This window comes from Gemmobacter lutimaris, assembly GCF_003570715.1.
GTDB lineage: Bacteria > Pseudomonadota > Alphaproteobacteria > Rhodobacterales > Rhodobacteraceae > Gemmobacter > Gemmobacter lutimaris.
Genome location: NZ_QXXQ01000007.1, coordinates 74,573 through 95,007, shown reverse-complemented (window position 1 = coordinate 95,007; position 20,435 = coordinate 74,573). Strand labels below are relative to the sequence as shown.

At 64.8% G+C, this 20,435-nt stretch carries 21 protein-coding genes; 8 read left to right on the top strand and 13 right to left on the bottom strand.

What is annotated here, in order from left to right:
- The 13 genes from scpB to D2N39_RS13565 all read right to left on the bottom strand — a co-directional run bounded on the left by scpB (position 1) and on the right by D2N39_RS13565 (position 13,845).
- Positions 1 to 642, bottom strand: coding sequence for an SMC-Scp complex subunit ScpB (gene scpB, locus D2N39_RS13625; protein ID WP_119135327.1), 642 nt, complete (start codon positions 640 to 642; stop codon positions 1 to 3).
- Entirely contained in the window at positions 639 to 1,433 is a 795-nt protein-coding gene (locus D2N39_RS13620; RefSeq protein ID WP_119135326.1) for a segregation and condensation protein A, read from the bottom strand. The genes scpB and D2N39_RS13620 overlap by 4 nt, the downstream gene beginning before the upstream one ends.
- Positions 1,426 to 2,427 carry a beta-N-acetylhexosaminidase gene (gene nagZ / locus D2N39_RS13615; RefSeq protein WP_119135325.1) on the bottom strand — a complete coding sequence of 334 codons (1,002 nt, stop codon included), beginning with the start codon at positions 2,425 to 2,427 and terminating at the stop codon, positions 1,426 to 1,428. The genes D2N39_RS13620 and nagZ overlap by 8 nt, the downstream gene beginning before the upstream one ends.
- Entirely contained in the window at positions 2,424 to 3,521 is a 1,098-nt protein-coding gene (locus tag D2N39_RS13610) for an SPOR domain-containing protein (protein WP_119135324.1), read from the bottom strand. The genes nagZ and D2N39_RS13610 overlap by 4 nt, the downstream gene beginning before the upstream one ends.
- Before the next feature lie 69 nt (positions 3,522 to 3,590).
- Positions 3,591 to 5,333 (bottom strand): arginine--tRNA ligase, encoded by a 1,743-nt coding sequence (argS, locus tag D2N39_RS13605; RefSeq protein WP_119135323.1) that lies wholly within the window; start codon positions 5,331 to 5,333, stop codon positions 3,591 to 3,593.
- A gap of 51 nt (positions 5,334 to 5,384) precedes the next feature.
- Positions 5,385 to 5,678: a 3TM-type holin gene (locus D2N39_RS13600; protein WP_119135322.1), complete on the bottom strand. Its 294-nt coding sequence runs from the start codon at positions 5,676 to 5,678 to the stop codon at positions 5,385 to 5,387.
- Complete coding sequence (locus tag D2N39_RS13595; RefSeq protein ID WP_119135415.1) at positions 5,669 to 6,280, bottom strand: holin-associated N-acetylmuramidase; 612 nt, start codon at positions 6,278 to 6,280, stop codon at positions 5,669 to 5,671. The genes D2N39_RS13600 and D2N39_RS13595 overlap by 10 nt, the downstream gene beginning before the upstream one ends.
- 70 nt (positions 6,281 to 6,350) lie before the next feature.
- Positions 6,351 to 6,806: a cytochrome c maturation protein CcmE gene (gene ccmE, locus D2N39_RS13590; RefSeq protein WP_119135321.1), complete on the bottom strand. Its 456-nt coding sequence runs from the start codon at positions 6,804 to 6,806 to the stop codon at positions 6,351 to 6,353.
- Between the two features lie 10 nt (positions 6,807 to 6,816).
- On the bottom strand, positions 6,817 to 7,845 hold the full coding sequence (gene argC, locus D2N39_RS13585; RefSeq protein WP_119135320.1) for an N-acetyl-gamma-glutamyl-phosphate reductase: 1,029 nt from the start codon (positions 7,843 to 7,845) through the stop codon (positions 6,817 to 6,819).
- A 62-nt stretch (positions 7,846 to 7,907) separates the two neighbouring features.
- Positions 7,908 to 8,675: a DUF1684 domain-containing protein gene (locus D2N39_RS13580; protein WP_119135319.1), complete on the bottom strand. Its 768-nt coding sequence runs from the start codon at positions 8,673 to 8,675 to the stop codon at positions 7,908 to 7,910.
- Entirely contained in the window at positions 8,672 to 9,484 is an 813-nt protein-coding gene (locus D2N39_RS13575) for a glutamate racemase (protein WP_119135318.1), read from the bottom strand. The genes D2N39_RS13580 and D2N39_RS13575 overlap by 4 nt, the downstream gene beginning before the upstream one ends.
- Positions 9,435 to 10,391, bottom strand: a complete 957-nt coding sequence (locus D2N39_RS13570; protein WP_119135317.1) for a lysophospholipid acyltransferase family protein — start codon at positions 10,389 to 10,391, stop codon at positions 9,435 to 9,437. The genes D2N39_RS13575 and D2N39_RS13570 overlap by 50 nt, the downstream gene beginning before the upstream one ends.
- A gap of 61 nt (positions 10,392 to 10,452) precedes the next feature.
- Positions 10,453 to 13,845, bottom strand: a complete 3,393-nt coding sequence (locus D2N39_RS13565) for an indolepyruvate ferredoxin oxidoreductase family protein (RefSeq protein WP_119135414.1) — start codon at positions 13,843 to 13,845, stop codon at positions 10,453 to 10,455.
- Between the two features lie 174 nt (positions 13,846 to 14,019).
- Here D2N39_RS13565 and D2N39_RS13560 point away from each other — a divergent pair, with 174 nt between their 5' ends.
- From D2N39_RS13560 to D2N39_RS13530, 8 genes are all read left to right on the top strand, one after another.
- Positions 14,020 to 14,913: a LysR family transcriptional regulator gene (locus D2N39_RS13560; protein ID WP_119135316.1), complete on the top strand. Its 894-nt coding sequence runs from the start codon at positions 14,020 to 14,022 to the stop codon at positions 14,911 to 14,913.
- Between the two features lie 261 nt (positions 14,914 to 15,174).
- Entirely contained in the window at positions 15,175 to 15,753 is a 579-nt protein-coding gene (locus D2N39_RS22710) for a DUF6151 family protein (protein WP_158589833.1), read from the top strand.
- Positions 15,754 to 15,821: 68 nt separating this feature from the next.
- Positions 15,822 to 17,984: a phosphoribosylformylglycinamidine synthase subunit PurL gene (gene purL / locus D2N39_RS13550; protein WP_119135314.1), complete on the top strand. Its 2,163-nt coding sequence runs from the start codon at positions 15,822 to 15,824 to the stop codon at positions 17,982 to 17,984.
- Positions 17,981 to 18,478, top strand: a complete 498-nt coding sequence (locus D2N39_RS13545) for a GNAT family N-acetyltransferase (protein ID WP_119135313.1) — start codon at positions 17,981 to 17,983, stop codon at positions 18,476 to 18,478. Before purL ends, D2N39_RS13545 begins: the two co-directional genes overlap by 4 nt.
- Before the next feature lie 29 nt (positions 18,479 to 18,507).
- Positions 18,508 to 18,750, top strand: coding sequence for a BolA/IbaG family iron-sulfur metabolism protein (locus tag D2N39_RS13540; RefSeq protein WP_119135312.1), 243 nt, complete (start codon positions 18,508 to 18,510; stop codon positions 18,748 to 18,750).
- Between the two features lie 5 nt (positions 18,751 to 18,755).
- Entirely contained in the window at positions 18,756 to 19,016 is a 261-nt protein-coding gene (locus tag D2N39_RS22705; protein WP_147373492.1) for a hypothetical protein, read from the top strand.
- Positions 19,017 to 19,062: 46 nt separating this feature from the next.
- The gene (grxD, locus tag D2N39_RS13535) at positions 19,063 to 19,422 is read left to right on the top strand and encodes a Grx4 family monothiol glutaredoxin (protein ID WP_119135413.1); all 360 of its coding nucleotides are present in this window, start codon (positions 19,063 to 19,065) and stop codon (positions 19,420 to 19,422) included.
- A gap of 76 nt (positions 19,423 to 19,498) precedes the next feature.
- A complete protein-coding gene (locus D2N39_RS13530) occupies positions 19,499 to 20,434 on the top strand; it encodes a hypothetical protein (protein ID WP_119135311.1) in 936 nt (311 codons plus the stop codon).
- The last annotated feature ends 1 nt before the right edge of the window (position 20,435 follow it).

Genomic DNA, 20,435 nt, shown 5'->3' with positions numbered 1-20,435 from the left:
TTAATCCTCGAAAAGTTCGGTCTGGCCGGTGGGGCTGTCTTCATCGTCTTCGTCGGGGCGCTGCATCGAGCCGGGCAGCGGGCGGTTGTCCAGCAGGCCAGCGGCGCGCAAATCCTTCAGCCCCGGCAGGTCGCGCGCGGATTCGAGGCCGAAGTGATCGAGGAAGGTTTCCGTGACCACAAAAGTCACCGGGCGCCCCGGTGTCATGCGGCGGCGGCCGAGGCGAATCCATTCCATCTCAAGCAACTGGTCGATGGTGCCGCGACTGACGGCGACGCCACGGATTTCCTCGATCTCGGCGCGGGTGGCGGGCTGGTGATAGGCGATGATGGCCAGTGTCTCGATCGCGGCGCGGCTGAGCTTGCGTTGCTCGACCACCTCTTTCTGCATCAGATGGCCAAGGTCGGGCGCGGTGCGGAAGGCCCAAGCATCGCCGACCCGCACCAACCGCACCCCGCGCCCCTCATAGCGGCGGCGCAGATAGGCCAGCGCCTCGGCCGGATCGCAGCCATGCGGCATGCGCTTTTCCAGTTCGGCCACCGAGACGGGTTCCGTGGCGGCGAACAGGATCGCCTCGACCATGCGTTCCTGTTCCGCGATGGGCGGAGCATCGAAAAGGCTTTGTTCCTGCGGTTCGCTCATGCGCCGTCTTTCCGGCGAATCTGGATCGGGGCAAAAGTCTCACCCTGACGAATATCGACCTGGCCCCGTTTCGCCATTTCCAGAATAGCTGCGAAATGCGCCGCAATTGAGGAACGGCGGCGCATCGGATTGCGGTCCCAGCCCTCGGGCAGCCAGCTTTCAAGGTCGGACCAGCTTGCGGCATAGCCGATCAGGCCGCGCAACCGCTCCAGCGCCTGTTCCATGGTGAACACGTCGTCGCGGTCCATCACGAAGGGGCGGAATTCATCCTTGGTGCGGATGCGGGCATAGGCGCGCATCAGGTCAATCAGCGAGGCGGTGTAGGTCACCTTGCGGGCGCGGATCACCTCTTCAGGCAGGCCCCGCACGAAGAAGTCGCGCCCGCGCTGGTCGCGGGCCATCAGCCGCGCCGCCGCCTCGCGCATGGCTTGCAGGCGTTCGAGCTGATAGGCCAGATGGGCAGCCAGTTCTTCGGCGCTGGGGCCTTCCTCGGTCGGATCGGGCGGCAGCAGCAGGCGTGATTTCAGATAGGCAAGCCAGGCCGCCATCACCAGATAATCCGCCGCGAGTTCGATCCGCAGCGCCTTGGCGCGATCAACGAAACCAAGATACTGCTCGGCCAGTTGCAGCACCGAAATGCGTCGCAGATCAACTTTCTGGGTGCGCGACAGCGTCAGCAGCAGGTCAAGCGGGCCTTCGAACCCGTCCACATCGACAATCAGCGCCTCTGCCGCCAGCCGGTCGCTGACACTGAGCCGTTCTGGCCCGGTGTCCTGCCACCCGTCAGCCATGGCCGACGCCGATCAGCGCGTCATGCTCGGCCCGCAGAGCTGTCAGATCGACCGGATCAGGCGTCCTGCGGGCAGCCAGCATGGCCTCGGCACGCGTGGCGGCGGCAGGCGTCAGGCGCCCCGCCGCACCGGCCACCGCCTGCATCTCGGCCATGTCGCCCTTGCAGTGCAGGGCAATGTCGCAGCCCGCCGCGATGGCGCGGGCAGCGCGTTCGCCCAGCGTTCCGTCCAGTGCCTGCATGTTCAGATCGTCCGAAAGGATCAGGCCGCCAAAGCCGATCTCTTCGCGCATCACCCGCATCATTGCAGCAGAGCAGGTCGCCGGTTCGCTGTCGAAAGCGGAAAAGACGATATGGGCCGTCATGGCGGCGGGCAGATCGCTCAGTGCGCGGAACACCGCAAAATCGGTCCTGCGCAGCGTTTCGGCGTCGGCGGTAACGGACGGCAGGTCGTGATGTGTGTCACCGCTGGCGCGGCCATGGCCCGGCATGTGCTTCATCACTGGCAGCACACCGCCCGCCAGATGCCCGTCAGCCGTGGCGCGTCCCATGGCAATCACCGTCGTCGGATCGGTGCCATAGCAGCGGTTGCGCAGGAAAGGGTGCGTGACCTCGGTGGCAATGTCGAGGCAGGGCGCGCAGTTGCCGTCAATGCCGACGGCTCGGAGTTCCGCCGCGATCAGCCGGGCCCGCAGCCACATCATGCGCGCAGCCCCTGCCCCGGCGCGCGCCACGGCATCCAGCGGCGGCAACCATTCCGACCAGTGCGGCGCGCGCAGGCGCTGCACGCGGCCGCCTTCCTGATCAACGAACACCGGCGCGTCACGGCCGACGCTGGCCCGCAGATCTGCGGTCAGCCGGGCAAGCTGTGCAGGCGTTTCCACATTGCGGGCAAAGAGGATGAAGCCCAAAGGATCGGCCTCACGGAAAAACGCGGCCTCCTCGGGCAGCAGCACCGGCCCCGCGCAACCGAAGACGGTGGCGCCCAAGGTCATCGCACGGCCACCGGAATGCAATCGGGGCCTTCCGCGGTAATGGCGGCGCAGAAACGGCGGGCGTCATCCTCGTCTGCAAAGCCTTCGGCGCGCAGACGGAAGAAGGTCCGCCCACCGCTTTCGGCCGACTGGATCACCCGCGACTTGCCCAGCATCAGATCGCCAAAGCGCCCCGTCAGCTTGTCCCATTGCGCGCGCGCTTCGTCGGCGCTGTCAAAGGCGCCAAACTGCACGAGACGCGTGCCCGGCGCCAGCGTCGCGGGATCAACCTCGGCCGTAGCATCCGTCAGCGCGGCGGCAACGGCATTGGTGGTGGCATTGGCGGGGATCAGGCCCGCCGGACGCGGCAGGGGAAGCAGCGACTTGCCGATCCCTCCGGGCACAACGGGGGCGGATTCGATGATTTCCGGCTCGGCCACGACCTCGGGCACGGGGGTCAACGGCGCGGCACCTGCCGCAAGCTGATCGGCCAGTGCCAGCACATTGTCAGGAGCTTCGGTCGGGGCGGTTTCCGTAATCTGCGGCCCGGCCTCGGCAGCAGGCGCGTCTGCGGCGCTGTCATCCAGCGGGCCCACCGAGGTCAGCGGATCAAGCGGCAGATCCTCGCCCGCCATGGAAGCCAGTGCCTCGGGCGAGGTGCTGGCGAACGGGGTATCGGCCTCTGGCAAGGGCAACAACGGCTGCACCGGAGGCTCGGGCGCAGCGGCGACCAGTTCGGGCGGTGGCTCGGCTGCGAGGCCGGGGGTATCTTCCAGCGACAGTTCAACGGGGCGCGGCGCCAGAACGATCTCGTCCGGCAGCGGCGCGGCAACGCCGACAGCCGCAACATCGTTGACAGAAAGGCCCTGATAGGCGGTGATCTCGCCCCCCGGATTTTCCGGGGCGACACGGGCCGGGCCTTCGGCCGCCTTCAGCACCGGGATGCCCATCACATCGCGCATGGCGATACGATAGCCCCACCAGCCCGCGCCCAGCAGCAATGCCACCGAGACGAGACCGCCTGCCAGATTGACCCAGCGGCGCCCCTCGCGGGCCTCTGTCACATGACCCGCATCATAGCGGGAATCATAGCCGTCGAATTCCACGTCTGCCATTCTCTGCCCCGGCGCGCGGGCCATTGGCCCGCCGCGTCTTTGCCTGTTGGGCCGGCGGGGCGCGATTTGTCAGCGCATTTCCTCGACCGGCGTCACGCCCAAAATAGCAAGACCGGCGGAAATCACAACGCCCACGGACCGTGCAAGGGCGATTTTCGCCTGCGAAATGGTCACATCCTCTTGCAGGAAGCGCAGCGAAGGCTCGTCATTGCCACGATTCCACAGGCCGTGCAGGTCCGACGCCAGTTCGTAAAGGTAGAAGGCCACGCGATGCGGCTCATTCCCGCGCGCGGCGATTTCCACCAGACGCGGCCATTCCGCCAGCTTGCCCACCAGCGCCAGTTCCGCCGGATGCGACAGCAGATCAAGCTGCGCGCCCGCCAGCGTGGCGTCATCCACCGCAACCCCGGCCTCGCGCGCCTTGCGCAGGACAGAATTGATCCGGGCATTGGCATATTGGACGTAGAAGACAGGGTTATCCTTCGACTGTTCCAGAACCTTGTCGAAGTCGAAATCCAGCGCCATGTCATTCTTGCGGGTCAGCATGACGAAGCGGGTGACATCGGCGCCCACTTCCTCCACCACATCGCGCAGGGTCACGAAGGTGCCGGCGCGCTTCGACATCTTGAAGGGCTCGCCGTTCTTGTAAAGCTTCACAAGCTGGATCAGCTTGATGTCCAGCGGCACCCGGCCCTCGGACAGCGCCGAAACGGCGGCCTTCATCCGCTTCACATAGCCACCATGGTCGGCACCGAAAATGTCGATCAGCTGATCGAAGCCGCGCCGGACCTTGTTGTAGTGATAGGCGATATCGGGGGCGAAATAGGTCCACGACCCGTCCGATTTCATCACAGGGCGGTCCACATCGTCGCCATGCGCGGTGGAGCGGAACAGCGTCTGTTCGCGCGGCTCCCAGTCTTCGGGGGTCTTGCCTTTCGGCGGCTCCAGCACGCCTTCGTAGATCAGGCCCATGCCGCGCAGGGTTTCGATCGCAGCCTCGATCTCGCCGGTGCCGTAAAGCGCCTTCTCGCTGGAATAGACATCCATGCGCACGCCAAGCGCCGCCAGATCCTCGCGGATCATTTGCATCATCTGTTCGGTGGCAAATTCGCGCACATCGTCAAGCCAGACGGATTCCGGCTGGTCCAGCAGGCTGGTGCCGTATTTCGCCTTCAGCGCCTCGCCCACCGGGATCAGGTAATCGCCGGGGTAAAGCCCTTCGCGGATTTCCGGCTCAAGCCCATTGGCCTCGCGGTAGCGTTCATAGGCCGACCGCGCCAGCACGTTCACCTGTGCGCCGCCGTCATTGATGTAATATTCGCGCGTCACGTTCCAGCCCGCGAAGGCCAGCAGGTTCGACAGAGCATCGCCCACCACCGCGCCGCGCACATGGCCGACATGCATCGGGCCGGTCGGGTTGGCCGAGACGAATTCGACATTCACCTTCTGCCCGGCGCCCAGATCGGACCGGCCGTAATTGGCGCCAGAGTCCAGAATGGCCTTCACCAGCCCCTGCCAGACGCCCGGTTGCAGCCTCAGGTTCAGGAAACCCGGCCCCGCCACCTCGGCCGCCGCGATACGCGGATCGGTCGCCAAACGGGCGGCCAGCGCATCCGCGATGTCGCGCGGCTTCATCCCGGCGGGCTTGGCCAGCACCATGGCGGCATTGGTCGCCATGTCGCCATGGGCCGCATCGCGCGGCGGCTCGACCGTGACCGCGCCAAGGTCCAGCCCCTCGGGCAGCGCGCCGGAAGCGGCCATCGCCCCAAGCTCGGCCACGACGAGGTTCCGCAGTTCGGTGAACAGGTTCATCTTGCACGTCCTTCCTATCCCTCCGGCACATGCCAGAGGCCGGAAGGCGGGTCAAGTTCGGGCAGGTGCTCCGGGGCCGCGCGTCAGGAAATGCAGGGTCACAATCAGCGCAGCGATACCCCAGACCGGCCAGGGCGTGCCCGCCAGCGCCAGCATACCGGCGCTGTAACGCTCCGGGTCCAGAAAGGCCGAAGCGACCAATGCAAAGACCGACAGCACCGAAAGCGGCCGGATCGCGCGGTTCATCAGGTCGATCCGGGCGCTGAGTTCAGGGCCGTCGCCCTGCGCCACCAGTTCGGCAATGCGGCGCAGGCGGGCGGTATCGGACAGAAGGTTCAGCCCCATGATGCCACCCGCGCGCGATGCTGCGCCTCGGTCAGATGCAGCGCGGGCCGGATAAACGCCTCGGCCCGCACGATCCAGCCGCCCTTGCCGCCATCCCGCCTGCGACAATATCTGCGGCTGGCAGGCCGCGCATCGCCAAGCGCATAGTAATAATTCCGACGTGCCACACCATAGGCATCGGTCAGCGTATTTGGCATCGCCTCGGCCGCCTGCCGTGCGGCACTCAGAGTCTTCGGCCCGATCAGGCCATCATCCACCAGCGGCCAGCCCAGCGTGGTCAACAGCCGTTGCAGGATCTTCACCGCATTGGAACCGGCGTTGACATACATATCAAAGACGCTGGCCTGCAAAGCCACGGGCAATTCCGCCAGACGCGGACGTTCAAAATAATGCCTGAGGTAAATCTCCACCGCCTGCGCGCGGGTCAGGCGGCGCACATCCGCCGCTGTCACCTTCCCGTCGCGGTCGAGGTCCAGCCCCAGTCGCCGCAGGGTATGGATGGTGACACCGTGATTGGTGGCCCCGCCTGGATCGGCGGAATCGTTCACATAGCCCCCCTCGCGGGCGACGATCTCTTCGGCAATCTGTCGGACGTTCTGCATGGCCTGCCCCTCGTGAAACATGGGGACAGGCTGGGCCAGACTGGTTAACCGGCCGGAAAGGAGGCGCGCGTTACGATCCGCTTTGCTTGTTCGGGTCTTCGTAGACGCCCTGTTCCTTCAGCGCGTCGATCACCTCTTTCGGCATATAGGTCTCGTCATGCTTCGCAAGGATTTCCGTCGCCTCGAACACGCCATCCACCATCTTGCCGGTGCCGATCATGCCCTGGCCTTCGGTGAACAGGTCGGGCAGCACGCCGGTATAGGCGACGGGGATGCTTTCGGCGCCGTCGGTGACGCGGAAGGTGATGGTCTCGCCCTGCCCGCGCACCAACGAGCCATCCTCGACCAGCCCGCCCAGACGGAACACCTCGTCCACCTGCGGCGGATCGGCAACCACCTGCGCCGGGGCGCGGAAGAAATTGATGCCATCGCGCATCGCATAGCCGATCAGCGCAGTCGATCCGGCCAGCGCCACGAAAGCCAGCGCGATGATCTGGATGCGGCGGGTTTTCTTCAGCCCCTTCATGGTCGTCTCCTTACGGGAAGACGGGGGCCAGCATCAGCCCCGCAGTCTCCTCCAGCCCCAGCATCAGGTTGGCATTCTGGATCGCCTGACCGGACGAACCCTTGCACAGGTTGTCCAGTGTCGCCACCACAAGTGTGCGCCCCGGCACCCGGTCGCCCACCACCCCGATATGACAGAAATTGGAGCCGCGGGTATCCCGTGTCGAGGGGAGTGCGCCGAAAGGTAGCACCTCAATGAAAGGCTCCAGCGCATAACGCGCCTCCAGCGTGGACCAGACGGTCTTCGCATCGCCCTTCACATAAACGCTGGCGAGGATACCGCGGTTCATCGGCGCCAGATGCGGGGTGAACTGCACCAGAACCGGCCGCCCGGCGATCTTGCTGAATTCCTGATCGAATTCGCCCAGATGCCGGTGCTTTCCCCCCGCCGAATAGGCGTGGGTGCCCTCCGACAGCTCGGCATGCAGCAGGTTTTCCTTCAGCGACCGCCCGGCACCCGAAACACCGCATTTCAGGTCCAGCAGGATGTCATCCAGATCAATGCAGCCCGCCTCGATCAGCGGGCGCAGGGCAAATTGCCCGGTCGCCGCATTGCAGCCGGTGCCCGCGACCAGCCGGGCGGCGCGGATATCCTCGCGGTAGAACTCGGTCAGGCCATAGACCGCCTCGGCCTGCAATTCCGGCGCGGCATGCGGCTGGCCATACCATTTCTCGTATTCCGCAACATCGCGCAGCCGGAAATCGGCCGACAGATCGACGATTTTCAGATCGCGCGGCAAGTCCTTGATAACCGCCTGCGAGGTGGCATGCGGCAGCGCGCAGAAGGCCAGATCGACCTTGGAAAAGTCGATCTCGTCAATTTTGCACAGCTTCGGCAGATCCATGTGACGCAGGAAGGGAAAGACCTCGGCCATGGCCATGCCCGCCTTGCGGTCGCCTGACAGCGCGACAATCTGCATCTGCGGATGGGTGGCGATCAGTCGCACCAGCTCGGCCCCGGTATAACCGGATGCCCCGAGGATGGCGATGCGCTTTTTCATGGCGGTCTCCCTGACTGGAAATCGCCCCTTCTTTGCGGCCGGTCGCGCTGCAATGCAAGGGCTCAGTGACCCTTGGGTGCACGTTCCCCGGCACGGATGGCGAAGGACAGCCGGTTCTCGGGCGGCGGCAGCGGGCAGATGGCGAATTCGGTATAGGCACAGGGCGGGTTGAACGCGCGGTTGAAGTCAAGCCAGACGCGGTTTCCCTCGACCTCGCCGATCAGAAACCGCGAGGCGCCATAGGTTTCGCGTCCCGAGGTGGCGTCGCGGATCACGAACATCGGCTTGCCGCCCTTCACATGGGTCGGAACAAGGCTGATCTGCTGCCCGTCATGGCTGAACCGCGCAACATGGGTCTGCGTTACCGCATCGCTGCGGCCTGCCACCATCTCTACCTGCCGGGTGATCGGCACCTCCAGCGTGATCCAGTCGGCTGCGATGATCCAAGCCGGATCGAGGGCAAAACGGTCGATCACGGCGAAGCCCGCGCGCGCCGGATGGTCGATCTGCCGCACCCGCAGCGCCGGGGCGCCTTCGACGATATGCAGTTCCAGCAACAGCGGCGGCACCCGCAGCAGCGGGAAGCCCCCGGCGCCGGGCAGGAAATCCTGCACGCCCGCCGCCGTTTCGAACCGCGCCACCAGATCGGGCGCCAGATCCAGCAGGCCCAGCCGCTCCGGCCCGACCGACAAGCGCAGGTCATTGCCAGCGCCGCTGCCCACCGTCCAGCGGCCGGGCTGCAATTCCAGCCGGTCGGTCAGATTCAGCCAGCCATCCTCAGCCACCAGCGCCGCCAGCCGCGCCGCCTGCCAGTTGTCAAACGGCGTCATGCCGCCTCGAAAGCGATACGGCGGCGCAGGAATTGTGTCGCCTTGGAGGACACATTGGCCGGGTCACCTGTGGTCAGGAACTTCGACACGGTGCCAGAGCCAAGAAACTCGGGATGCCGGATCAGATAATCAGCAAGGCTTTCCGCCACCAGATTGGCCTGACTGAACACCTTCACATCGGCCCCCAGCGCCTCCTGAAAGGCGGTCTGCATCAGGGGGTAATGGGTGCAGCCCAGAATCGCCGCCTGAGGATGCGGCATCCGGCGTTTCAGCGCCTCGACATGGCTGCGCACCAGCGCTTCGGCCAGAATCTCGTCGCCCTGTTCGATGGCATCGACCACGCCGCCACAGGGCTGCGCCTCGACATCCACACCGATGGCGCGGAAAGCAAGCTCGCGCTGGAAGGCGCGGCTGGCCACAGTGGCCGGGGTGGCGAACAGCGCCACATGTTTCACCGCGACCTCGCGCGGCGGGCTGTTATCGCCCCATTGCCGTTCGGTCAGCGCCTCGATCAACGGCACAAACACCCCGAGCACCCGCTTGTCGGCAGGCAACCATGTTTCCTGCATCCGCTTCAGCGCGGCGGCAGAGGCGGTGTTACAGGCAAGGATCACCAGATCACACCCCTCGGCCCACAGCCTTTCGACCGCGGCGCAGGTCAGGTTGAAGATGTCGTCATGCGTCCGCACCCCGTAAGGCGCATGGGCATTGTCACCAAAATAGACAAAGGGAACCTCGGGCAGACGCCGGGCCACCGCATCAAGAACGGTCAGCCCCCCCAGCCCCGAATCGAACACGCCTACCGCCATCGCTGCCCTCCCCTTGCCGGGATTTGTATTTCGCCTCGAACTCGTAGCCATAAGCATACGGATCGACCGGCCTCGGGGAAAGCTCATAGGTGGAACGGCGCAGGAAATCCATCATCCCCCGCGCATCCGAGCCGAAGGTGGCAAGACGATCCGGCGGGATCGGCTGCCCGATGGCCACGCGCACCGGCCGGTCCATCCGGGTGCGGAACTCCTTGATGAGAAGCCCCAGACGCAGCGTGTAATGCAGGTGGCTTGCGATCTGGAACAGGCGGCTGTTCGCGCCCTCAAAGAACAACGGCACCACGGTCGCGCCGCTGCGCTGGATCAGCTTTGCGGTAAAGTTGCGCCAGCCGGGGTCCATCGGCCGGGCGCGGAACGGAGTCGCGGCGGTCGAGACGGTGCCACCCGGAAAGATGCCGATGGCCCCGCCGCCGGTCAGATAGTCCAGCGCCGTGCGTCGGGTTTGAAGGTTCAGCGCCACCGCCTCGGGCGTTTCGTCAAAGGAAATCGGCAGGATCACCCGCCGCAGATCTGGCGCCTTGACGAAAACCGAATTGGCAAGGATGCGGAAATCGCCGCGCAGGGCGTCCAGCAGATTGCCCATCATCAGCCCGTCGAGGATGCCATAGGGGTGATTGGCAATCACCACCAGCGGGCCAGATCTGGGGATGTCGCTTGAGGAACCGGCTGTAACCTCTAGCCGCAGTCCGAATTTTTCCGGCATGACCTGCCAGAAGCTTTGCCCGGCGGCCATCGCCGCCTCGTATCCTGCCGCGCGGGCGATGACACGGGGGCGGCCGGTCGCGTTTTCCAGCAGCCGGATCAGCGCCCGCCCGCCCCGCGACCGCGCGGCCGAGGCATAGGAAATATCGCGGCTGACATCCTGCCGCGCTTCGACCAGACTCATGATTGCTCCCCTTCTGTCGTCGCCACAGGGAAACGACAGAAAGGTTACAATGCGATGACGCTCAGGCCGCCAGACGTGGCGCGCTGTCGCCACCAGCATGAATTTGCGCGATCAGATCGGCCCGCCGCTTGGCCGCCTTTTCGGCATTGGCGGCCTTCACCGGACCATAACCGCGAATCGTCAGCGGCAGTTCCAGCAATTCACGCAGCAACGGTTCGGTCGCGGGGGTGCACAGCGGCAGCAGCGCCGCCATATCACCCTCATATTCCGCGATCAACGCGCGTTCCATACGGCGTTCCGGGTGGCGGCCGAACGGGTCGAGTGCGGTGCCGCGCAGACCCTTCATCCGGGCGAGCAAGCGGAACAGCGGCAGCACCCAAGGGCCGAAGGCGCGTTTCTTCGGCCGCCCATCCGCCCCGGTGCCGCCAAGGATCGGCGGGGCGAGGTGGAAGGTCGGGCGCAAACTGCCCTCAAGCTGTTCCTGCGCCTTCGCCATCGTTTGCAGATGCAGCCGCGCGACCTCGTATTCGTCCTTATATGCCAAGAGCTTGTGATAGCCTTTTGCCACAGCGTCGCGCAGGCTTTCCGGCGCCGCCGCCACCGCCGCCAGATAGCGCGCGGCCAGCTTGTCATCCTGCCAGGCGCGCAGATGATCGGCGCGGAAGGCGACCGGATCGACCTGTGGTTTCGCCTCGGGCACCAGCAACGCGGCGGCCTCCTGCGGCCTTTCCGCCGCCCAGCGGCCAAGGTCAAAGGCGCGCAGATTGGCCTCCACCCCCGCGCCGTTCAGCCGCACCGCCTCGCGCAGCGCCGCCAACGTCAGCGGCACAAGCCCCGCCTGCCAAGCCATACCCAAGAGCACCATGTTGGAAAAGATCGAATCCCCCAGCGCCACGCGCGCCAGTTCGGTCGTGTCGATGAACCGCACCGCCTGTTGCAGCCGCGCCTGAAGGGCAACGCGCAAATCCTCTTGCGGAATACGGAATTCGGTGTTGCGGGTGAATTCGCCGGTCACGATTTCATGGTCGTTGACCACCGCCTTCGTGCGTCCCGTGGTCATCAGGCCCAGCGTTTTCGCCCCCGCCGTCACCACCAGATCCCCGCCAATCACTGCATCGGCCTCGCCCACCGCCACGCGGATCGCCGAAATGTCAGCAGGCTTTTCCGCGATGCGGCAATGGATATGCACGGCGCCGCCCTTCTGCGCGAGGCCCGCCATCTCCATCATGCCCGCGCCCTTGCCGTCGATATGCGCGGCCATGGCAAGAATGGCGCCGATGGTCACCACCCCGGTACCGCCGACGCCGGTGATGACGATGTTATGCGTGCCGTTGATCCCGGGCAGCACGGGTTCCGGCAGATCTGGCAGGTCCAGCGCCTTGGCGGCCGCCTTGCGCGGCTTCGCGCCCGCCAGCGTCACGAAGGACGGGCAGAAGCCGTTGAGACAGGAAAAATCCTTGTTGCAGGACGATTGGTCGATGGCGCGCTTGCGCCCGAGTTCAGTTTCCACCGGCACCACGGAAACGCAGTTCGACTGCACCCCGCAATCGCCACAGCCTTCGCAGACATCGGTGTTTATGAACACCCGTTTATCAATTTCGGGGAAGCTGCCCTTCTTGCGGCGGCGGCGCTTTTCGGCTGCACAGGTCTGCACATACAGCAGCACCGAAACGCCCGGCACGGTGGCAAGATGCTTCTGCACGGTTTCCATCTCATCGCGCGTATGGCGCACGATTCCGGCGGGAAACTTCGACAGATCAAGGTCTTCCTTGGGGTCGTAGACCAGCGCCAGTTCCTTTACGCCCATCGCCAGCACCTCGCGTGCGATGCGGTCGGGGGTCAGGCCGCCCTCGTTGAACTGTCCGCCAGTCATGGCGACGGCATCGTTGAACAGGATCTTGTAGGTGATGTTCGTTCCCGAAGCCAAAGCCGCCCGGATCGCCTGAACGCCCGAGTGGTTATAGGTGCCGTCGCCCAGATTCTGGAACACATGTTCACGTTTGGAAAACGGCGCCTCGCCGATCCAGTTCGCACCCTCGCCGCCCATATGGGTGAAGCCCTGGGTGGACCGGTCCATCCATTGCACCATGTAGTGACAGCCGATCCCGGCATAAGCGCGGCTGCCCTCGGGCACCTTGGTCGAGGAATTATGCGGGCAGCCCGAACAGAAATAGGGCAGCCGCGCCGCAAGGTCGCGGGCATTGTCGGCACGCCGTGCCTCGGAGATCCGGGCCAGCCCGGCCTTCACCGCCTCAGTCCCGCGCCCTTCTTCAATCAGGATGCCGCCGATCTTTTCCGCGATATGCAGCGGGTCCAGCGCAAAGCGGGTCGGGAACAGTTCTTCATGCGTGCGATCGTGTTTCCAGCCCAGCACCCGGCGGCCACGGCGGTCATCAAAGATCGCCTCTTTCACCTGCACCTCGATCAGCTTGCGTTTTTCCTCGACGACGACAATGACCTCCAGCCCCTCGGCCCAGTCGTGGAAGCCCTTCATGTCCAGCGGGAAGGTCTGCCCCACCTTGTAGGTCGTGACGCCCAGACGCTCGGCCTCGGCCGCATCCATGCCCAAGAGGCTCAACGCATGGGTCAGGTCGAGCCAGTTCTTGCCCGCCGCGACGAAACCGATCTTGGCACCCGGTTTGCCCCAGATGCGCTTGTCCATGCCATTCGCATGGGAAAACGCCTCGGCCGCGAAACGCTTGAAGTCGATCATCCGCGCTTCCTGCGCCACCGGCGTATCGCCAAGACGGATGTTCAGCCCGCCCTGCGGCATGCGGAAATCGGGGGTGACAAAGCTCAGGCGGAACGGGTCGCCATCGACGACCGCCGTTGCCTCCACCGTGTCCTTCATGGTTTTCAGGCCGACCCAGAGCCCGGAAAACCGGCTCAGCGCCCATCCGTAAAGCCCGTAATCCAGCACCTCCTGCACGCCTGCCGGGCTGACGACCGGCATATAGGCATCAACCATCGCCCAGTCGGACTGGTGCAGCACGGTAGAGCTTTCGCCGGTGTGATCGTCCCCCATCGCCATCAGCACCCCGCCGAAGCGGCTGGTCCCGGCCATATTGGCGTGCCGCATCACGTCGCCGGTGCGATCCACCCCCGGCCCCTTGCCATACCACAAGGCAAAGACGCCATCATGCTTGCCCTCGCCGCGCAGTTCGGCCTGCTGGCTGCCCCAGATCGCGGTTGCCGCCAGATCCTCGTTCAGACCCGGCTGGAACAGGATCTGCGCCGCCTCCAGCTCGCGCTTCGACTTGCTCATGGTCAGATCGACCGCACCAAGGGGCGAGCCGCGATAGCCGGTGCAATAGCCAGCGGTATTCAGCCCTGCCGCCCGGTCCCGCGCCGCCTGCATCAGCATCACGCGCACAAGGGCCTGCGTCCCGTTCAGCAGGACCGGAGATTTCGTCAGGTCATACCTGTCGGCCAGCGACACATCCTTGCGGATCACATTCTGCACGCCCATTGTGCACCTCCCTTGCAAAACGGTCATATCCGCTATGATAGGTCAAAAATGCTGACCTACAAAGCGGGAATTTCCACCGGTTTGCCGTTTACAGGCACAAAAGCGTGACTATTTACCTGCGGAAATGTTAGCGGTGCAAAAAACAAGAAGAGTTTCACAATGGACTGGGACAAGCTCAGAATATTTCACGCGGTTGCCGATGCGGGCAGCCTGACCCATGCAGGCGATACCCTGCATCTGAGCCAGTCTGCCGTTTCGCGCCAGATCAGGGCGCTGGAGGAAAGCCTCAATGTCACCCTGTTCCACCGCCATGCGCGGGGACTGATTCTCACCGAACAGGGGGAACTGCTGTTCGACGCGACGACTGCGATGGTCAAACGGCTGGAAGCCACCGCCGCCCGAATCCGCGACAGCGAGGATGAGGTGTTCGGTGAATTGCGTGTCACCACGACCACAGGCTTCGGCACGCTGTGGCTGGCACCGCGTCTGGTGAAGCTTTACCGCAAATATCCGGCGCTGAAGATTGACCTCATGCTGGAAGAGCGCGTGCTGGACCTGCCGATGCGCGAGGCCGACGTGGCGATCCGCATGAAAGAACCAAGCCAGGCCGATCTGATCCGCCGCCGGTTGATGAACATCCGCATGCGGCTTTACGCCTCGCCCGAATATCTTGCCGAACATGGCACGCCCTCGACCATGGCGGATTTCAGCGCCCACCGCCTGATCTGTCAGCACGCGGGCACGTCGCAGGTCGCGGCCGGTGCCACGCTGGTCGCGCAACTGATGAGCCATGACATCCCGTCCACCTTCACGGTGAACAATTACTTCGGCGTGTTGCAGGGCGTGCTGAGCCATATCGGGATCGGCGTGCTGCCGGATTACATCACCGAGGACTTCCCGCATCTGGTGCGGGTGCTGCCGGAGGTCGATTCAAACGAGGTTCCGGTCTTCCTCGCCTACCCCGAGGAGTTGCGGCATTCCAAACGGGTTTCGGCCTTCCGCGATTTCGTCACCGAGGAAATCCAGCTTTTTCGCAAAATGCACCAGAATTAAGCACTTGCGAGGCATGTTTGGCCAGCCATGCAGCGCGTGCATGACGGCCATGCTGCACCTGCGGCATGATTGTTCTTGATCCATGCGTTCTGCCCACATAAATGGCGTCTTGAAGACGGCAATCGAGTTTCTCTCTTGTCGGCTTCATACCTCCCTGTTGGACTTGGGCCGAGCTTCTGCTCGGCCTTTTTTTTTGCTTTGCCGATTATTCGGGCGGTCGTTTGCGGAATATGGCAGTCTGACCCCATGACGGAGGCCCATATGACCAATCCCAGACAGTTCCTTTGCACCTGCGGCACGATGCGGTGGGAAATCGCGCAAACCGCACCCGGCACACATGTCGAATGCTACTGCGCCGATTGCCAAAGCTTCGCGCGCCACCTGAAGGTCGATGCGATCTGGCTTGATGCCAAGGGCGGGACCGAGATTTTCCAGACCCTTCCGCAACATATCCGCTTCACCGCAGGATATGACCGGCTTTCGGCGCTGCGTCTGGGGCCGAAGGGCCTGATCCGCTGGTATGCGGGGTGTTGCGGCGCCCCCATCGGCAATTCCCTGCCCCATATGGGCCTGCCCTTCTTCGGTGCCATTCTGAAGCCCGGTCAACCGGGCTTTGGCCCCTTGGTCTGCCATGCCAATACCGCGGCCGCCCGCCAGCCCGTGGCGCAATCGGGGATGTTCCGCGCGCTCTTCGGTCTGCTGTCCCGCGCGCTTCCGGCGAAGATTGCCGGAAGCTGGCGGCGAAACCCGTTCTTCAGCAACCGCAACACACCCGTAGTGCGGCCAGAAATCCTCACCCTGGGCCAGCGCAATGCCGCAAGGCCGCCGCAAGGCCGGTAACGGGCCTTTCCTCGGGCCGCGCCTTCCCCTAAAGAAGCGCGCATCACGCATCACGACAGGGCGCCGCCATGCAAGAACCAGCCATCTCTCCCGAGCTGATCGCCTCGCACGGGATCAAGCCCGACGAATACCAGCGCATCCTCGAAATCATCGGCCGCGAACCGAGCTTCACCGAGCTTGGCATCTTCTCGGCGATGTGGAACGAGCATTGCTCTTACAAATCGTCGAAGAAATGGCTGCGCACCCTGCCCACCACCGGCCCGCAGGTCATCTGCGGCCCCGGTGAAAATGCGGGTGTGGTGGATATCGGCGACGGTCAGGCGGTCATCTTCAAGATGGAAAGCCACAACCACCCGTCCTACATCGAACCGCATCAGGGCGCGGCCACCGGCGTCGGCGGCATCCTGCGCGACGTGTTCACCATGGGCGCCCGCCCGATTGCCGCGATGAACGCGCTGAGCTTCGGCCTGCCCTCGCATCCGAAAACGGCGCATCTGGTGAAAGGCGTGGTCGAAGGCATCGGCGGCTACGGCAATGCCTTCGGCGTGCCCACCGTGGGCGGCGAGGTGCGGTTTCACCGTGCCTATAACGGCAACTGCCTTGTGAACGCCTTCGCGGCGGGTCTCGCCGATGCGGATGCCATCTTCTATTCGGCGGCCTCGGGCGTCGGCATGCCGGTGGTCTACCTTGGCGCCAAGACCGGACGCGACGGCGTGGGCGGTGCCACCATGGCCTCGGCCGAATTCGACGAGACCATCGAGGAAAAACGCCCCACCGTGCAGGTCGGCGACCCCTTCACCGAAAAGCGCCTGCTGGAAGCCTGCCTTGAGCTGATGCAGACCGGCGCCGTGATCTCCATTCAGGACATGGGGGCCGCTGGCCTGACCTGTTCGGCGGTGGAAATGGGCGACAAGGGCGGACTGGGCATCCGGCTGAACCTCGACCATGTGCCGCAGCGCGAAGCGGCGATGACCGCCTATGAGATGATGCTGTCGGAAAGCCAGGAGCGGATGCTCATGGTCTTGAAGCCGGAAAAAGAGGCGGTGGCCCGCGCGATCTTTGAAAAATGGGATCTGGATTTCGCCATTGTGGGCGAGACGATCCCCGAAGACCGTTTCCTCATCCTGCACGGCAACGAGGTCAAGGCCGATCTGCCGCTGTCGAAACTGTCGTCCAGCGCGCCGGAATATGACCGTCCGTGGGTGGAAACTCCGACCGCCGCCGCGCTTGGCGATGTGCCCGCCATCAGTGCCATTGACGCGCTGCGCGCGCTGATCGGCAGCCCGACCTATGCCCACAAGGGCTGGGTGTGGGAACAATATGACAGCCAGGTCGGCGCCGATACCGTTGTCCGCCCCGGCATGGCGGCGGGCGTGGTGCGGGTGCATGGCACGGCCAAGGCGCTGGCCTTCACCAGCGACGTGACGCCGCGCTATGTGAAGGCCAACCCCTTCGAGGGCGGCAAGCAGGCGGTGGCCGAGGCCTATCGCAACCTGACCGCCGTGGGGGCCCTGCCGCTGGCCACGACCGACAACCTGAATTTCGGCAACCCCGAAAAGCCCGAGATCATGGGCCAGTTCGTCGGCGCCATCAAAGGTATCGGCGCGGCTGTGGCAGCGCTGGAAATGCCCATCGTTTCGGGCAACGTCTCGCTTTACAACGAAACCGACGGCCAACCGATCCTGCCGACGCCGACCATCGGTGCCGTGGGCCTGCTCGCTTCGCTGGATGACCTGATCGCAGGCCGCCCGGCGGAAGGCGACGTGGCGCTGGTGATCGGCGAGACCTTCGGCCATCTGGGCCAATCGGCCCTGCTGGCCGAGGCCTTCGGGATCGAGGCGGGCGATGCGCCGCATGTCGATCTGGAAGCCGAAAAGCGCCACGGCGATTTCCTGCGCGCCAACCGCAAGACGTTGCGCGCCGCGACAGACCTTGGCGACGGTGGCCTTGCACTCGCGGCCTTCGAAATGGCCGAAGGCGCCGGGCTTGGCCTGACGCTGGACGCAAGCGACATTCCGACGCTGTTCGGCGAGGATCAGGCCCGCTATCTGGTGGCCGCCTCCGAAGAAGGCGCCGCCGCGCTGGAAGCCGCCGCGCTGACCACCGGCGTTCCGGTGCTGCGCGTCGGCCGTTTCGGCGGCGATAGCGTCCGCTTTGGCGCCGACAGCGCCGCACTGGCCGATCTTTCGTCGCTTTACCGTGGCGCCTTCGCCGCGGCCATCGAGGGATGATCCGCATCGCGCAGCCTCGGGATGCGGCGTTCATCCGCGCCCTGTGGCTGCGCGATGACAATCGCGCCTTTCTCGACCCGCCCGCCGAAGGACAGATCGAAGAGGCGATCGCCGGTGGCGACCTGCTCTTGTGGATTGAAGATGGTGAACCCGAGGGCTTTGCGCTGATCGTCGAATGGATGCCCCGTGTTCTGGGGCTGCGCGAATTTGCCGTCAGCCGACCGGGCCTTGGCCACCCCTTTCTGAACGCGCTGCTGGCCGAAGTCTTCACCACCCGCCGCGCGCATCGGCTGGGGCTCGACTGCACCGCCGACAACAGTCGCGCCCTGCGCTTCTTTGAAAGCGCGGGCTTTCAGCGCGAGGGGGTCTGGCGCGAATGCTGGCAGCGTCCCGGCGGTGACTGGGTGGATTGCATCTTCCTTGCCATGCTGGAACGCGAGTGGCAGACACGCAGGCCAAGGCCACCGCTTGCAGCCCCCGTCCGCTCGTCCTAGATTGGATGGGAAGGACAGGAGACACCCACATGCCCATGGAAGGCAAGGACATCGAGGCGCTGATCCGGGAAGCATTCCCCGATGCGCAGATCACCATTACCGACCTCGCCGGAGACGGCAATCACTGGGCGGCCGAGGTGGTGGACGCCAGTTTCAAGGGCATGAACCGCGTGCAGCAGCAACGCGCGGTCTATGCCAGCCTGAAAGGCAAGATGGACGGGGCGCATGGCGAATTGCATGCGCTGGCCCTGACCACCAAGGCCCCGGAGTAAGCGGCGTGACGCTGAAACTCTGGCTTCTGGCGCTTCTGGTCGGGATCGTGGCGGTGATCTGGCTGTCCCAGAGACGGCGGCGCGGCACATACCGACCACTCACGCCAGGCGAGGAACCGAAAGCTCCCTACCGCAAACCGGAGCTTGGGACAGAGGCGATAGACCACGCAAGTTTCGCGGCTGCCATGGCCCGGAATGACGCACTCACCCGCAGGGCGGACCGCATCCAGCGCCGGATGCTTCGCCGGGCCAGACAGACAGATTAACGCTTGAGACCGGGGCAAGGCCCCAGCGATGCAAAGGAACCGCAAGATGAGCGCGCAGGACCAGATCCGCGAGACGATCACCAAAAACGACGTGGTGCTGTTCATGAAGGGCACCAAGATGATGCCGCAATGCGGGTTCTCGTCCCGTGTCGCGGGTATTCTCAATTACATGGGCGTTGAATTTGCCGATGTGAACGTGCTGGCCGATGCCGAGATCCGTCAGGGGATCAAGGATTTCTCCGACTGGCCGACCATCCCGCAGCTTTATGTGAAGGGCGAATTCGTCGGCGGCTGCGACATCGTGACCGAAATGACCATCTCGGGTGAACTCGACACGTTGCTGGAAACGAACGGCATCGGCTTCAACAAGGAAGCTGCCGACAAGATCCGCGAAGCAAACGCCTGAGACGCATTTTGCGTTGACCTGAACGCGAAAGCCCTGAACCCTGTCCGCAGTGATTGCGGACAGGGTTTTTCATTTCATGGGGATCGAAGCGATTCTGGCGGCTATTGCCGGGGGCACGGCACTGTTGTTTCTGGCTTTCGCCCGGCTCGGCTGGAAAGCGGCGGTGGCGGCGGCCGGGGCCGCGCTCTGGCTGGTGCTGGCGCTGGTGATGACCGGCAACCGGACCGATGTGTTCGAGCCGAACCTCGCCGCCGCTGCCGCGCTGGCCCTGCCGCTGGTGCTGGGCTATCTGCTGTTGCGGCTGGTCTATCCGAGACTGAAAGGCCGCGACCGTGCGCCAGTCGTGCCGCTGCTGTCGGGTCTGATTCTGGTGGTCGCGCTGATCGCGGCGGGCAGTTTATGGCGCACCGCCGACTGGTGGCTGGGTCTGACAGATGCCCCGGTGGCGCGCAGCACGGCCGATGTTCTGGCCCTGCTGGAAGGCCCGCGCGGTGCTTATGTCAACGGCTTCCTGCTGGAAGGTCGCATTGCGCCCCTGCCCGCCCCTGGCGCCGTTCCGGCCGAGGTGATCCGCCTGCCCTGTGACAACCGTGGGGGTGGCGTGCCGCTGGGGAATGCCAATGTGAAATCCCGGCTGCCGGGCCTTGTGCAGCTTGAACTTGCGGATGGCCCAAGCGCCCTATTGCACCTGCCACAGAAATCCCGCGACTACGGAGATCTGCCGCCGCTGGAAGACGGGTTCGGCGGCTGCGGGCTCAGCGGCGGCTCTCTGGCGACGATCTGGTATGAACAGCCCGGAAGCGCCAGCCGGGGCGACACCGTTCTGGCCTCTGCCGTCAGCCCCCGGCTGGTCGAGGCCGGAACCGCCACCGAATTCAAGGCGCAGACCCTGCCACAGATGCAGATGCTGGCGCGGGCCTTTCTGGCCCTTGCGGCGGCAGGCGCGGTTCTGGCACTGATCCAGGCCGCGCTGGCTGTGCCGCATTGGCTTCGTCTGCGGCGGGCGGGCTGAA